Source organism: Pseudomonas sp. WS 5146, assembly GCF_012985495.1.
GTDB classification, from domain to species: domain Bacteria; phylum Pseudomonadota; class Gammaproteobacteria; order Pseudomonadales; family Pseudomonadaceae; genus Aquipseudomonas; species Aquipseudomonas edaphica.
The window spans coordinates 207,309-220,939 of record NZ_JAAQWL010000008.1; the positions used below are offsets into that span (position 1 = coordinate 207,309).

The window sequence follows — 13,631 nt, forward strand, 5'->3', positions numbered from 1 at the left end:
CCACAGGTTTTGTATGATCGTTCCCACGCTCCGCGTCCGCTCTGCACACCACTTCCAGAGAACAGAAATGAGACTGTCCCGCTTTTTCACCGACACCCCGCTCAGCATCGGCGACCATGAATTGCCCGAAGCCCAGGCGCATTACATCAGTCGCGTATTGCGCATGGGTGAAGGCGACGCCGTACAACTGTTCGACGGCTCCGGCCAGGAATTCCTCGGCACCTTGCTGGAAGTCGGGAAAAAACGCGTTACCGTGCAACTCACGGAACGCTTTGCGGGCCAGACCGAATCACCGCTGCACATCCACCTCGGCCAAGGCCTGTCCCGGGGCGAGCGCATGGATTGGGCGATCCAGAAAGCCACCGAACTGGGTGTGAATGAAATCACGCCGATTTTCAGCGACCGCTGCGAAGTACGCCTGAAGGACGAACGCGCCGACAAACGTCTGCTGCACTGGCGCCAAGTGGCGATCAGCGCCTGCGAGCAATGCGGGCGTTCGACAGTGCCGGTGATTCACCCGCCGCTGTTACTGGCCGACTGGTTGAAGCAAGCCGAGGCGGATTTGAAGCTGGTGCTGCACCCGGTGGCCGAGCCGATGGTCAGCCACGCCAAGCCATCGAGCCTGGCGTTCCTGATCGGGCCTGAAGGTGGGTTGACCGACGCAGAAGTCGCAACCGCCCAAGCTGCCGGCTTCCACGCCGCCCGCCTCGGCCCGCGGGTGCTGCGCACCGAAACCGCGCCAGTCGTGGCATTGAGCGTGGCCCAGCAACTCTGGGGCGACTTCTAACCTCGCCCGATCGTTCCCACGCTCTGCGTGGGAAAGCCTCCTGTGACGCTCTGCGTCACGACCTCAAATTGGGACGCAGAGCGTCCAAGGCTGCATTCCCACGCGGAGCGTGGGAACGATCATTGCGGCTATCACTCCACCGGGTCACTCACCGGCTTGGCAATAATCGCCTTCAACTCGCTGGTCATCGGAAACTCCAGGTTCAGGCCCTTGGGCGGAATCGGCTGTTCAAACCAACGCTGGTAAATCCCGTTGATCTCCCCGGAGCGGTACAGGTCGGCGAGCGTTTCGTTGACCACCGCGAGGAACTGCGGGTCGTCCTTGCGCAGCATGCAGCTGTAGATCTCCCGCGATTGCTCCTTGCCCACCACCACCCAGTGGTGCGGGTCGCGGGCCTTGGCGCGCTCGCCGTAGAGCAACGCATCATCCATGTAGAACGCCACTGCGCGACCGGTTTCGAGCATTTTGAACGCTTCGCCATGGTCCTTGGCGCTGATCACAAACATATTGGCCTTGTGGTCGGCGTTGTAGCGCTTGAGAAAGCGTTCATTGGTGGTGCCGGCCGTGGTCACCACATTCTTGCCCTTGAGGTCTTCAAAACCCTGGATGCCACTGTCCTTGGCGGTCAGCAGTTGGCCCTTCACATAGATAAACCCGTAGGAAAACGCCACCTGCTTCTGCCGCTCAGCGGTGACACCGGTGGAACCGCATTCCAGGTCGACGGTGCCGTTTTGCACCAGCGGAATACGGGTCTGAGAGGTCACCAGGTTGTACTTAACATTCAGCTTGGCCACCCCGATTTTCTGCTGGATGCGCTCAACGATCTTGCTCGCCAACTCCACCGAATAGCCCATGGGCGTGCCGCTGTTATCGCCCACATAGGAAAACGGCACCGAGGCATCGCGATACCCCAAGGTGATCGACTTGGCATTCTCGATCTTGCTCAAGGTGCCGTCCAGCGGGGCATCATTGGCCTGAACCTGTGCGCCAAACAACAGCCCCAGGGTGCAGCCGGTCAACAGGATTTTTTTCATTGTTATTCTCCGTTGCTGGTGATGAATCCAATTATGCAGCGCGGGGCGTGAGGCCCTGCATATCAATGGAAGGCGCGTGCTCGCTGATCAGTTCGGCCAGCAATTGCCCGCTGCCGCAGGCCAGGGTAAAACCCAGGGCACCGTGGCCCAGGTTCAACCACAGGTTTCGATAGGCGCTGGCGCCGATCAGCGGCACGCCGGTGGGCGTTGCCGGGCGCATGCCGGCCCATTCGACCGCGCGGGTGTAATCGCCGGCCGTTGGGAATGTCTCCATGGCCTGGCGTTTCATCAGCGCCAGACGCTTGGGCTCAAGGCCTGCATCAAAGCCGACGATATCCACCATGGCCGCGACCCGCAGTTGCTCGCCGATGCGCGCATACACGATCTTGCGGTCATAGTCGGTGACACTCACGTTCGGCGCCTGGTGATGCGCGCCAATCGGCACGTTCAGGCTGTAGCCCTTGAGCGGATACAGTGGCAATGACAACCCTGGCAAACCCAATTGCGCGCTGCGATGCCCGGCCGCCAGCACCAGTTGATCCACCGCCATCACCTCGTCACCCAACTCGATGGCCTGCACCGCGCCGTCGGCGTGGCGTATGCGAGTGACCTCGCGGCCCAGCAAAAACCTGCAGCGCCCCGAGGCTTCGAGCCGGGCCGCCAGCCGTTGGCAGAAGGCGTGACAGTCAGCCACCTCCTCGTTCGGCGTGTAGATGCCACCGAGAAAGTCGGCGCCCATTAACGCTGGCTCCAAGTGTGCGCAATCGGCCACGGACAACACTTGCTGCTGCACGTTATTGCTGACCTTGCTGCGCGCATGCTCAAAGGAGGCGGCGTTACGAAACGTCACCAGTTTGCCGTTGCGGCGCCAGTCGAAACCTTCCAGGCGATCGCCTTCGCGCCATTGCTCCAGCGTGGCCTGGCTCAAGGACGCCAGGCGCAGCAGGTGCGCGGCATTGCGCGTGTTCACCGAGCCACGGCAGGCGCCGATAAAGGCCGCCATCCAGCGCCATTGCTGCGGGTCGAGACGCGGGCGCAGCTTCAGCGGCGAATCACCGCGCAGCAACCAGCCGATGGCTTGCAGCGGCACACCTTTGTCGGCCAACGGCGCGACATAGCGGTAGGACAGTTGCCCGCCATTGGCGAAACTGGTCTCGCTGCCGAGGCTGTCCCGCGTGTCGATCACTGTCACCTCATGGCCTGCACGCACCAGGGCATAGGCGCTTGCCAAGCCGATAACGCCACCACCGATGATGCAAACCCGCTTGGCCATTGCTGCCACCCGCTATTGAATTGACTGGCACCAAGCCTAGGGCCAGGTGACAGGTCGCCGACAATGAATAAAGATGGGTCATCTATAAACAAAGGTTATGGACTTGCCATGCGCCTGCGTCATATCGAAATCTTCCAGGCCATCCGCCAGACCGGCTCCGTCAGCGCCGCCGCGCAGCTGTTGCACGTCTCGCAACCGGCGGTAACCAAGGTGCTGCAGCACGCCGAGTTGCAGCTGGGCTTTGCGCTGTTTTTACGGGTGCGCGGCAAACTGCAGCCCACACCCGAAGCGCTGGCGCTGGAAAGCGAAGTCGAGAAAGTCACCGAAAGCCTGCAAGGCGTGCGGCGCCTGGCCAAGAGCTTGCGCCGCAAGCCGGGCCAAAGTGTGCGTATTGGTGCGATTCCGGCACTGGCCCTGTCGCTGCTGCCGCCGGCGATTCTGGAATGGAAGCGCGACTACCCGGACATTGCCTGTGAGCTGTCCAGCGACCACAGCCGCGAGCTGGTGCAGAAGCTGTTGATGCGTGAGATTGACCTGGCGCTGACGCTGAACTTCTCCGGCCATCCTGGGCTGACCACGCAAGTGCTGGCCAATGGCGTGTTGGTGGCGTTGGCGTCAAAGGGTTATTGGTCGGATGCCGAGCTGAGCACGCCCCTGCCATTGGCGGACCTGGCGGGTGCGCCGTTGATTGGCCTGTCGAGTGCCGACCCGTTGGCCGCCAAGCTCGACAGCTACCTGGAAAACGTCGACCCACCGCCACGGGTGAGCATTGCCGTACAGACCTATTCCCTGGCCCGGGCGATGGTGGAGTCAGGTGCCGGGTTGACGGTGATCGACCCGTTTACCGCCCTCGGCGCGTCAACGGCGACCACCTGCATTCGCCCGCTCACGCCGCCGTTGCCGATCACCCTGTACGCCCTGACCCGCGCTGATGAGCCACCGCCACATATGTTGGCGAACCTGTTGGACATTTTCGGCAACCGAGCGCGAGAGCTGCTGGAACGCTTGTAATGTGGGAGCTGGCTTGCCTGCGATAGCGGTATTGAATGTGCCGACGCTATCGCAGGCAAGCCAGCTCCCACAAAAGCCAGCTCCCACAGGTCAGAGCACGTAGTGCATGATCGCCACAAAGTGCAGCAAACTGCCGCCGATCACAAACAAATGCCAGATCCCATGGGAATGCCGCAGGCGATCCTCCAGGGCAAAAAAGATGATGCCGACGGTGTACAACACCCCGCCCGACGCCAGCCAGATAAACCCCGCCGTGCCCAGCGCGGCAATCAGTGGCTTGACCGCCACCAGCACAATCCAGCCCATCACCGCATAGATCACAATCGACAGAATCCGCGCCTCGGAACGCGGCTTGATCTCCTGCAAAATGCCGATCACCGCCAGCCCCCACACGATTCCAAACAGCGTCCAACCCCACGGCCCGCGCAGCGTCACCAGGCAAAAGGGGGTGTAGCTGCCGGCAATCAGCAGGTAGATCGAAAAGTGATCAACCTTCTGCATGATCTCTTTTCGCCGCCCCTGCACGCTGTGGTACACGGTGGACGCGCTGTACAGCACCAGCAGGGTAAAACCATAAATCGCCACGCTGACGATCTTCCAGGGGCTGCCGTCCAGGCTCGCCACCACCAACATCCACACTGCGCCGACAAACGCGGCGACCGCCCCGGCCAAATGGCTCCAGGCGTTGAATCGTTCCCCGTGATACATGTGTCACTCACCTCGAATAACCGTTACCACATGGTTGTGCCAGGACCATTGTGACGCTACCGGCACTGTTACAGGTAACACGCATTTCTGCCTTTGCCCAACGACCCCGTGCCGATGGATCACTCACTGAGTCCTGTGGGAGCTAGCTTGCCTGCGATAGCGGTGTGTCAGCCCATCATTCAATAATTGACAGACCTCATCGCAGGCAAGCCAGCTCCCACATACGGCAATCTCCATGGCCCGGCCCCAATATCGCCACCTGCATGGCTTGCCGGGTGCGATTGTGACCGTGCGCGGGCTGTACCTGTTCCCTTCGGTACACCCGCCTGGTGCTGGGCCTGTGCAGCGCATCGCTGGGAGTGAACGGGTTTTAGGGGCACAATCGACAGCATTCGAACCCGAGCCACGGCCATGCTGATCGACGAAGAGTTCACCCTCAAGAAACTGGAAATCTTCCTGGCGTTCATGCGCACCGGCAACCTGGCCCGCGCCGCTGCCGAGCTGCAAACCAGCAACGTCAGCGTGCACCGCGCTATTCACTCGCTGGAAAATGCGCTGCGCTGCCCGTTGTTCAAACACGAAGGGCGCAACCTCACGCCGCTGGAAAGTGCCTACGTGCTCGAAGAACGCGCGCAGAAACTGGTCGCCGATGTGGTCGACAGCGTGCGCCTGACCCGCGAAGCCGCCGGGTTTTCCGCCGAGCGCTTCAAGCTGGGCTCGCTGTATTCGCTGACGGTCAAAACCGTGCCGCAATTGATCATGGGCCTTAAAATCAGGCGCAGCGAACTCAATATCGACCTGATCCTGGGTTCCAACTTTGACTTGCTCTACAAGCTCAAGAACATGGAAGTCGACGCGATCCTCATCTCCCTCGACGACCACGCCAACGACCCCGACTGCGAACAGATCGCGCTGTTTTCCGACGACATCTTCCTCGCCACTCCAGCCGATTCACCCTTCGACCGTGAGCAGCAAATCGACCTGGCGGATGTGCGCGACGCTACTTTCATTACCCTCACCCAAGGCTTCGCCACCCATCAGGACGGCAATCGGGTGTTCAAGCAGGCGGGCTTTGAGCCGAAGGTGGCGATGCAGGTGAACGACATTTTCACGCTGCTGAGCATGGTCAGTTCAGGCGTGGGTTATGCGTTGCTGCCAGGGCGGATTGCAGCGGTGTATGAGAACCGCGTGAAGCTCATACCGCTGCAACCGCGGTATCGGTTGCAGCAGCATATTGGCGTGGTGTTTTTGAAGGCCAAGGAGCGTGATCCGAACTTGCTGGCGTTGCTGGCGGAGTGTCGGATGTATGCCAACCGCCAAACCTGACACCGATCGTTCCCACGCTCTGCGTGGTAATGCAGCCCTGGACGCTCCGCGTCTGCTCTTAAAGGCGTGACGCGGAGCGTCACATGAGGCATTCCCACGCGGAGCGTGGGAACGATCATTGATGAGGCCGGCTCAGGTCAGCCCACCAACCCGCGCATCAGCAAAAACAGCAACGACGGTCCCAGCAGACAGCCCAGCGCCGTGTAAAACGCCGCCGTCAGGCAACCATATGGCACCAGCTTCGGATCGGTCGCTGCCAAACCACCGGCCACGCCGCTGGACGTGCCCATCAGCCCGCCGAAAATCACCGCACTGCGTGGGTTATTCAGCCCGATTAACGGCGCTACAAACGGCGTCATCACCATCACCAGAATGGCCTTGATCAACCCGGCGGCAATCGACAGCGCCATGACCTCGGAGCTGGCACCAATCGCCGCGCCCGTCACCGGGCCAACGATGTAGGTCACGGCGCCCGCACCAATAGTGGTGAGGCTTACGGCATCGGTATAACCAAACGCCAGCGCCACTCCAACGCCAGCCACGAACGAGGAACCCACGCCGACAAACAGCGCCAGCACGCCCACATAACCGGCGCGCTTGAGTTCATCCACACTCACGCCAAACGCCGTGGCAACAATGGCAAAGTCCCGCAGCATCGCGCCGCCCAGCAAGCCGATGCCCGACAGCAACGGAATATCCACAACACCCTTGGCGCCGCCGGTAAACGCGCCGCCCACATACGACAGCACCAGCCCGAGCAAAATGGCGATGGCCGAACCGTGCAGCCGGCCTTTGGTGAAGGTGTCGGAGATCCAATAGGACACCCACATGGTCAGGCCGATCACGGCAAAACCACTGATCAGGCCGTAGCCGGTGATCACTTTCATCATGGATTCGTACATGGCGATCACCCGGCTTCTTTAGTGGGAACAACCGCAACAGGCTTGCGGTTGCCGATGCGCACTAACACCGGTACCAGGGCAAAACCCAGCACTACAGCGAGCGTGCCGGCCAGAATCGCCATCGGCCCGCCCTTGATTGCGCCGTACACGTTTTGTTGGGCCGCCATCGCTACCACAATAGGGATATACACCGCCGCCCAGAAGCTCACGCCCTGCTCCGACTTGCCGGTAAACAGCCCACGTTTACTGAGGTAACTGCCCAGGCCGATCAACAGCAACATGGCGATACCCACCCCGCCGACGTTGGCCGGAATACCCATCCACTTGCCCAGCAACTCACCGATAAACAGGCCGATCAACGTACACAGCGCCAGAAACGCCACACCGTAAATAATCATTGTTGTTGTCCTCGAAGTGCTTCATCGAAATTGTTGTTTTTGTGCTTCGAAAGCCTTGGGTGGTGCTTTATCGGTGGCGGCGCTCCTCCTCTTGCAGCAGGGCCTGCAAGGTGTCCAGGCGTGCGCCTTCATAGGCGATTACGCTGCCTTGCTCGAAGACACGGCGGGACAGGCCGGTGAGTACCGCGCCAGGCGGCAATTCGATTTGCAGGCGCACACCACGCTCGTAGGCGCTTTGCACGGTGCCGCGCCAGTCGACGATGCGGCACATGTTGAAAGCCAGGTCGTCGCGCAGTTGCTCGGGGTTGTGGATCGGCCGCGCGCGGGTGCTGCTCAGGTAGGTGATGCGCGGCGCCTTGAGCGTTACAAACGCCTGCGCCAATGCCTCGGCGGGTTCGTTCAGCAGCACGCAATGGGATGGCACGCTCACGGCCAGGCGCTTGGCCACGCCGTTGCCTTTGATCCGTTGCGCGACACGCTGCATGGCTTCGTCACTGCCGGCGATGACGGTCTGGTTGTCGGCGTTGATGTTGGCCAGGTACACCGGGGTTTGCGGGCTGTGGATTTCAGCCAGCAGCGTTTCGACTGTGGATAACTGCGGGCCGAGAATCGCGGTCATGCCAAAGCCTTGTGGATAAGCGTTTTGCATCAGTTCGCCGCGCAGGCTCACCAGCTTTACCGCATCGGCAAACTCCAGCGCACCAGCGATGACGGCTGCCGGGTAGGCGCCGATGGACAGGCCCGCCACGTAATCAGGCGTGCGTTGCAATTGGCGGGCGTGGGCCACACCGGTGATCAACAGGCAGAGTTGCACGGCGCGAGTGTTGGCCAAGGCTTGGACTGAGTCGAGCTGGCTTACGTCTTCGCCCAATGCATCACTGGCTTCTTCCAGGACGTGATCAGGCAACGCTTGAAGCATGCCCGCGCGTTGGGCACCCTGCCCCGGAAATACCAGAAGGCTGCTCATGCCACGGCCTGCCAAGGGTCAAGTACCAGGTGCGCGCCGTGGGTGGTTTTAAGCAGCACCCGGCGTGATTCGCCAGCCCATTCACGCAAGGCGACAGCGCCAAACGGGGTTTGCAGTTGCAGGTCGACAGCGCATTCGGCCGAGTCCAACAACGCCAACAGATTGCGTGCGGCGTTGCGCTCAAATGGCTCGGGTGTGCACAGCATCAAATCCAGATCGCTTTGGGCATGCAGTGCTTCAATGCCGCTGGCCAGCTCGAACCCTGCACTGCCGGTGACGCCCCAGTCCTGCTGCGCCAGCACTGGGCGCAGTTGATCAAGCGCGCGCAATGCCGGTAGATCCCGCGACGAGACCACACTGCGCAAATCTTGCGGCGTCACGCGTCGTTGCACTGCCACAAGGGGCATCAGCGCCGCAAAGCGCTGCTCACGCAAGCGCCCGCGCACACCCACAGCCACGTCACCCGGCTCGACCGTGGCGCGACGCACCACCACCGGGTGACCGGCGCTGATCACGTCCAGCACCCAGGCCGGCGCATCAGCGGGCAGATGCGCCGGGGTCATGCCCCAGAGCAAGTCGTGGGCGTTCACCATTGCTCCCGCAGCAGTTGGCGTACGTGGCTTGAGGCGGCGCGATTGCTCGCACCGAGGCGCCCTTTCAGATCCGGGCTGTGGATATCTTCAATGGCGTGCAGCAGGCAATCGCTGACCCGCGTCACGTCGTCCGCGGTGGGCTGTTCAATCTGGCTGACCGACAGGGTTTCCCAGAGCAAACCCAGGCTGGCATAGCTGTCAATGTCATAGGCCATGGGCGGCACGCTGGAGGCCAGGGCCTCGAGTTCTTCAACACTGCGCAAGGTCACCCGCGCCGCCGAGGCCTTGCCCATGGCGTGCACCATCACGCCAGGGTCACGCAGGGCGATCATGCGGTTAGCCTGATAACCGTGAGCAAGGAATGCACCGGACATGGCTTTGCCCACCAGCAGCGCAATCACCGGGTGCCCGGCCAAGCGAGCACGGGCATAGCTGTCGGCGGCGGCGGCCAGGGCCTGATGGATGCCGAGGGCTTCTTCGCGACGACCATAGGCTTGGCTCGGCACATCGACGATAGCGATGATGGGGCGTTTGTCGCCCTTCTCGATGGCTTCGTCGACAGCCTTGGCAAGGCCCCAGCCCTCCAGTAAACCGACCTCGCCGTTGCGCGCACGCGGGAAACGATTTTGCGCATCGGTGACCACGGCAATAAAGCGCACGGCCTGCTCACCCACTACGCCGTCTGCAACCTTCAAAGAGTACGGCAACCCTTCGACAGGCGTTGCGCCGACGCTCAATGCGTTGAACCACTGCAAGCCTCTCATGGACGTTCTCCTTGATACAGGTCGCGCACCGTCGCGGGGTCTATTTGCGGCGTTGCGTCCAGTTCAGTGAGGCGCGCCAGGTAGAAATCGATCTGACGGCTACGCTGTTGCTCGGGCAAACCCTGTTGCAGCAAGGCGCTGACGGTCTGTTGGATCTGCGCCACATCGTCGGCCACATAACGGTCGGCCAGGCCGCTGTTAAAACGCTGCTCGCCGCCGGTAAGGCTCCAGATAAACGGCCGGTCGCGGGAGTCGTACTCTTCCAGCCCCGCTTCCTGCTCGATCACTTGTGGGCCATTCAAGCCCAGGCGTGCTTCGCGGGTGACCACCAGATAACTGCACAACCCGGCGGCGATGGACATGCCACCAAAACAACCAACACTACCCGCCACCACGCCGACTACCGGCTGGTACTGGCGCAGGTCGACAATCGCCGCATGGATATCGGCAATCGCAGCCAAACCGAGGTTGGCTTCCTGCAAGCGCACGCCGCCGGTTTCCAGCAGCAGCACGGCACGGGTCGGAACACCGTTGCGGTTGTCTTCAGCCGCCAGTTCGAGGGCACCGGCGATTTTTGCGCCGCCCACTTCACCGAGGCTGCCGCCCTGGAAATTGCCTTCAATGGCAGCAATCACCACCGGCAACCCGGCGATGCTGCCTTTAGCGATCACCACGCCGTCATCCGCTTGCGGCACCACGCCTTGGCGGCTGAGCCAGGGCGACATCACGCGTTGGAACGGGTCGATCAGTTCGCGGTAAGTGCCGCTGTCCAGCAACGCCTTGGCTCGCTGCCGCGCACCGAGTTCGACGAAGCTGTGCTTGTTGAGTAAATCAGTCATGACCGATCTCCTCGAAACCCTGTTCCAGGCGCAAACGCACCACGCCGGGGGTGGCGCCGAAGTCGTGAATATCAATCTTCAAAGCCGGTGGCGTCTGCTCCTGGAAGATCCGTTCGAACAGATGCTGCCAGCGTTGCTCGGCGCCATTCACCGAAGTCTGCACTTGAATGGTCAGCGTGCCGGGCGTGCCCGGTTCCAGCAGCACTTCCAGGTCGCCGGAGCCGACGCAACCCACTAGCGCACGGCCTTTGGGCGGCTGCCCGGCGGGGAATTCAAAGGATAAGGTTTCCATCACAACGCTCCGTCGAGGCGGTCGATAAACAGGCAGGCGGCCAACAGGTCGGCGGCGCCGCCTGGGGAGGCATTCAGGGCCAGGAGTTGCTGGTCAAGGTCGTGCAGTTGGCGGCGCCCGGCGAGGCTTGCGCTACCGCCAGCGTCCAGCACCGCCTGGGCGCCGCGTTGCATGGCGCGCAGGCCTTCGGTGCCGGCTCGGTAGAGCACGCAGGTGTCGGCCAGGTCGGTCATGATCGCGAGCAAGGCGTCCAGGCGCGCATTCTGTTCACCGGCGTTTTGCCGGCGGCTTTTGTGCAACTGCGGCAGGCCGCGTTGCACCACGGCAGGGAAGCCCAGTTGCGCTTCTTCACGGGCACCGCGTGCGCCGTAGCGTTGCGCGACTTGCGCGCCATGGCTCAGCGGTTGCGGGGCGAAACGGTCGTTGAGCAAGGCCAGTTTGGCGGCGGTGAGCGTGACGGCGCGTGGCTCCAGAGCCGCTGCGGCAGTAAGCAAACCGAGGGCCCAGATCGCGCCGCGATGGGTATTCACGCCTTGGGTGGTGGCGAGCATGGCTTGCTCACCTTCGCGCCCGATACGCCCGAGGGCTTCGCGCAAGGGCAAACCCACTTCACCGAACTCAAGCGCCGCTTCGGCCATTTCCTTGAACATCGGCCACAACGACAGCGCCGAGGCGTGCATCAGGCCCAGGTGCAAATCGCTATGGGCGCCATTGCCGCGACGGTCTACCAATGCGGGTTTGGGTGACAGGTCAGCCTCATCAATCAAGGCATCCACAGCCATATCCGCCAGGCGATCGGCGAGGCTCAGTTCATGCAGTTTGAGGGCGCGCATTTACCAGCTCCTGAACTTGGCGGGCGGGTTATACAGGCCACCGGACCAGTCCACCAAATCGGCCACGCTCTTGGCGGCGAGCAGCTCGCGGGTGGCGTCGGTGCGGCGGATGCCGAGGTCTTCGGGCAAGGCGATCAAGCCTTCGCGGCGCATGCGCGCAGTGTCCTTGGGGTTGTGGCGCATGCCGATGGCGGTGACGCCTGCAACGGCGGCGATCATCGCCTGGCGCTCTTCCAGCGAGCGTGCCTTATACAGATAGGCGATGCCTTCTTCGGTGAGCAGGTGAGTCACGTCGTCGCCGTAGATCATGATCGGCGCCAGCGGCATGCCGCTTTTGCGCGCGACTTCCACGGCGTCGAGGGTTTCGACGAAGGTGGGTTTGCCACCTTCCTGGAAGGTCTCGACCATTTGCACCACGAGCTTTTTGCCGCGTTCCAGCAAGGCCTCCGGCGCGTCGTCGTGGCGCATATCCAGCCACGCTGGCGTACCGTGACGGCGGCCGCGTGGGTCGTGGCCCATGTTCGGCGCGCCGCCGAAACCGGCGAGACGGCCACGGGTCACGGTACTGGAATGCCCGTCGCCGTCCACTTGCAGCGTGGCGCCGATAAACAGGTCCACCGCGTATTGGCCAGCCAGTTGGCAGAACATCCGGTTGGAGCGCATCGAGCCGTCGCGGCCGGTGAAGAACACATCCGGGCGGGCGGCGATGTAGTTTTCCATGCCCAGTTCGGTGCCGAAGCAATGCACGCTTTCCACCCAGCCGCTTTCAATCGCGGGGATCAGGGTTGGGTGCGGGTTGAGGGTCCAGTTGCGGCAGATCTTGCCCTTGAGGCCCAGGGACTCGCCGTAGGTCGGCAGGATCAACTCAATGGCGGCGGTGTTGAAACCAATGCCGTGGTTGAGCGACTGCACATTGTGTTTTTCGTAGATGCCACGGATCGCCATCATCGCCATCAGCACATGCACCGGCTTGATATGACGCGGGTCGCGGGTAAACAGCGGTTCGATGTAGAACGGCTTGTCGGCCACCACCACAAAATCCACCCAACTGGCCGGGATGTCGACGCGGGGCAAGTCAGTGACGTCGTCGACCAACTGGTTGACCTGCACGATGACGATGCCATCGCTGAACGCAGCGGGTTCGATCAGCGCCGGAGTGTCTTCGGTACTGGCGCCGGTGTAGATATTGCCGGCGCGGTCGGCCATGAAACCGGCCGAAAGCACCACGTTGGGGATCAGGTCAACCACCAGCCGTGCGTAGAGTTCGATGTAGGTGTGGATCGCGCCGATTTCCAGCAGGCCATCTTCGAGCAACTGGCTGATGCGCAGGGATTGGGTGCCGGCGAAGGAGAAATCCAGCTTGCGCGCGATGCCCTTTTCAAACAGGTCCAGGTGCTCGGAACGGCCGACACTGGGCATGATCATGTGCAAATCGTGGAGCTTGGTCGGGTCGGCCTTGGCCAGTGAGCGCGAGAGAAAATCGGCTTGCTTCTGGTTATTGCCCTCCAGCACCACCCGGTCGCCGGGGAGGATCAGCGCTTCCAGCGCTTCGACGATTTTATCACTGGGCAACACCGCCCCGTCTGCGTACTGCTTGACCAGCCCGAGCCGCCGCTGCTTCTCGTCGCGCCGCCGCGTCCAGCGCGAATCGGGGGTGATGGTTGTTGTCATGGTCGCTCCACGGGGTTTGCTGTCGTGGGCTGTACCTTAGGAGTGAATGTGGGGGGCATCAATCAAGCCCGGCGGTGGATCGTTACGGCTAGAGTAACGGAACATCAGTGAATGCTGGATTCAAGCCAAATGAAAATCAAAGGTGGGAGCTGGCTTGCCTGCGATGGCGGTGGGTCAGCTGTGAAGGTGTCGGCTGACAGTCCGCTATCGCAGGCAAGCCAGCTCCCACATGC

General features: G+C 62.0%; 15 protein-coding genes. 3 read left to right on the forward strand and 12 right to left on the reverse strand.

What is annotated here, in order from left to right; all coding sequences use genetic code 11:
- Positions 1-67: 67 nt before the first annotated feature.
- Positions 68-787, forward strand: coding sequence for a 16S rRNA (uracil(1498)-N(3))-methyltransferase (locus tag HBO41_RS20830; protein WP_017139421.1), 720 nt, complete (start codon positions 68-70; stop codon positions 785-787).
- Positions 788-918: 131 nt separating this feature from the next.
- Here the strand turns inward: HBO41_RS20830 and HBO41_RS20835 are convergent, their stop codons facing one another.
- Together HBO41_RS20835 and HBO41_RS20840 are read right to left on the reverse strand one after the other, a co-directional pair.
- Entirely contained in the window at positions 919-1,821 is a 903-nt protein-coding gene (locus HBO41_RS20835; RefSeq protein ID WP_169987550.1) for a transporter substrate-binding domain-containing protein, read from the reverse strand.
- A gap of 31 nt (positions 1,822-1,852) precedes the next feature.
- The gene (locus tag HBO41_RS20840; protein ID WP_169987552.1) at positions 1,853-3,094 is read right to left on the reverse strand and encodes a D-amino acid dehydrogenase; all 1,242 of its coding nucleotides are present in this window, start codon (positions 3,092-3,094) and stop codon (positions 1,853-1,855) included.
- A 108-nt stretch (positions 3,095-3,202) separates the two neighbouring features.
- On the opposite strand from HBO41_RS20840, the gene HBO41_RS20845 reads away from it, so the two are divergent.
- The gene (locus HBO41_RS20845; RefSeq protein WP_169987554.1) at positions 3,203-4,105 is read left to right on the forward strand and encodes a LysR family transcriptional regulator; all 903 of its coding nucleotides are present in this window, start codon (positions 3,203-3,205) and stop codon (positions 4,103-4,105) included.
- A 90-nt stretch (positions 4,106-4,195) separates the two neighbouring features.
- Here HBO41_RS20845 and HBO41_RS20850 read toward each other — a convergent pair whose 3' ends face one another.
- On the reverse strand, positions 4,196-4,813 hold the full coding sequence (locus tag HBO41_RS20850) for a hemolysin III family protein (protein ID WP_017139425.1): 618 nt from the start codon (positions 4,811-4,813) through the stop codon (positions 4,196-4,198).
- A 411-nt stretch (positions 4,814-5,224) separates the two neighbouring features.
- Here HBO41_RS20850 and HBO41_RS20855 point away from each other — a divergent pair, with 411 nt between their 5' ends.
- Complete coding sequence (locus HBO41_RS20855; protein WP_017139426.1) at positions 5,225-6,139, forward strand: LysR substrate-binding domain-containing protein; 915 nt, start codon at positions 5,225-5,227, stop codon at positions 6,137-6,139.
- Positions 6,140-6,276: 137 nt separating this feature from the next.
- Here the strand turns inward: HBO41_RS20855 and madM are convergent, their stop codons facing one another.
- The 9 genes from madM to mdcA all read right to left on the reverse strand — a co-directional run bounded on the left by madM (position 6,277) and on the right by mdcA (position 13,398).
- A complete protein-coding gene (gene madM, locus HBO41_RS20865; RefSeq protein ID WP_026013868.1) occupies positions 6,277-7,041 on the reverse strand; it encodes a malonate transporter subunit MadM in 765 nt (254 codons plus the stop codon).
- Between the two features lie 5 nt (positions 7,042-7,046).
- Positions 7,047-7,439 carry a malonate transporter subunit MadL gene (madL, locus tag HBO41_RS20870; protein ID WP_017139428.1) on the reverse strand — a complete coding sequence of 131 codons (393 nt, stop codon included), beginning with the start codon at positions 7,437-7,439 and terminating at the stop codon, positions 7,047-7,049.
- A gap of 67 nt (positions 7,440-7,506) precedes the next feature.
- Positions 7,507-8,406: a malonate decarboxylase subunit epsilon gene (gene mdcH, locus HBO41_RS20875; protein ID WP_099550349.1), complete on the reverse strand. Its 900-nt coding sequence runs from the start codon at positions 8,404-8,406 to the stop codon at positions 7,507-7,509.
- Positions 8,403-8,999 carry a malonate decarboxylase holo-ACP synthase gene (locus tag HBO41_RS20880; RefSeq protein ID WP_169987556.1) on the reverse strand — a complete coding sequence of 199 codons (597 nt, stop codon included), beginning with the start codon at positions 8,997-8,999 and terminating at the stop codon, positions 8,403-8,405. The genes mdcH and HBO41_RS20880 overlap by 4 nt, the downstream gene beginning before the upstream one ends.
- A complete protein-coding gene (gene mdcE, locus HBO41_RS20885) occupies positions 8,993-9,763 on the reverse strand; it encodes a biotin-independent malonate decarboxylase subunit gamma (protein WP_169987558.1) in 771 nt (256 codons plus the stop codon). The genes HBO41_RS20880 and mdcE overlap by 7 nt, the downstream gene beginning before the upstream one ends.
- Positions 9,760-10,602 (reverse strand): biotin-independent malonate decarboxylase subunit beta, encoded by an 843-nt coding sequence (locus tag HBO41_RS20890; protein WP_017139432.1) that lies wholly within the window; start codon positions 10,600-10,602, stop codon positions 9,760-9,762. The genes mdcE and HBO41_RS20890 overlap by 4 nt, the downstream gene beginning before the upstream one ends.
- Entirely contained in the window at positions 10,595-10,894 is a 300-nt protein-coding gene (locus tag HBO41_RS20895) for a malonate decarboxylase subunit delta (RefSeq protein ID WP_017139433.1), read from the reverse strand. The genes HBO41_RS20890 and HBO41_RS20895 overlap by 8 nt, the downstream gene beginning before the upstream one ends.
- Positions 10,894-11,727, reverse strand: coding sequence for a triphosphoribosyl-dephospho-CoA synthase (locus tag HBO41_RS20900; protein ID WP_138452413.1), 834 nt, complete (start codon positions 11,725-11,727; stop codon positions 10,894-10,896). Before HBO41_RS20900 ends, HBO41_RS20895 begins: the two co-directional genes overlap by 1 nt.
- Positions 11,728-13,398, reverse strand: coding sequence for a malonate decarboxylase subunit alpha (mdcA, locus tag HBO41_RS20905; protein ID WP_169987560.1), 1,671 nt, complete (start codon positions 13,396-13,398; stop codon positions 11,728-11,730).
- Positions 13,399-13,631: the final 233 nt, after the last annotated feature.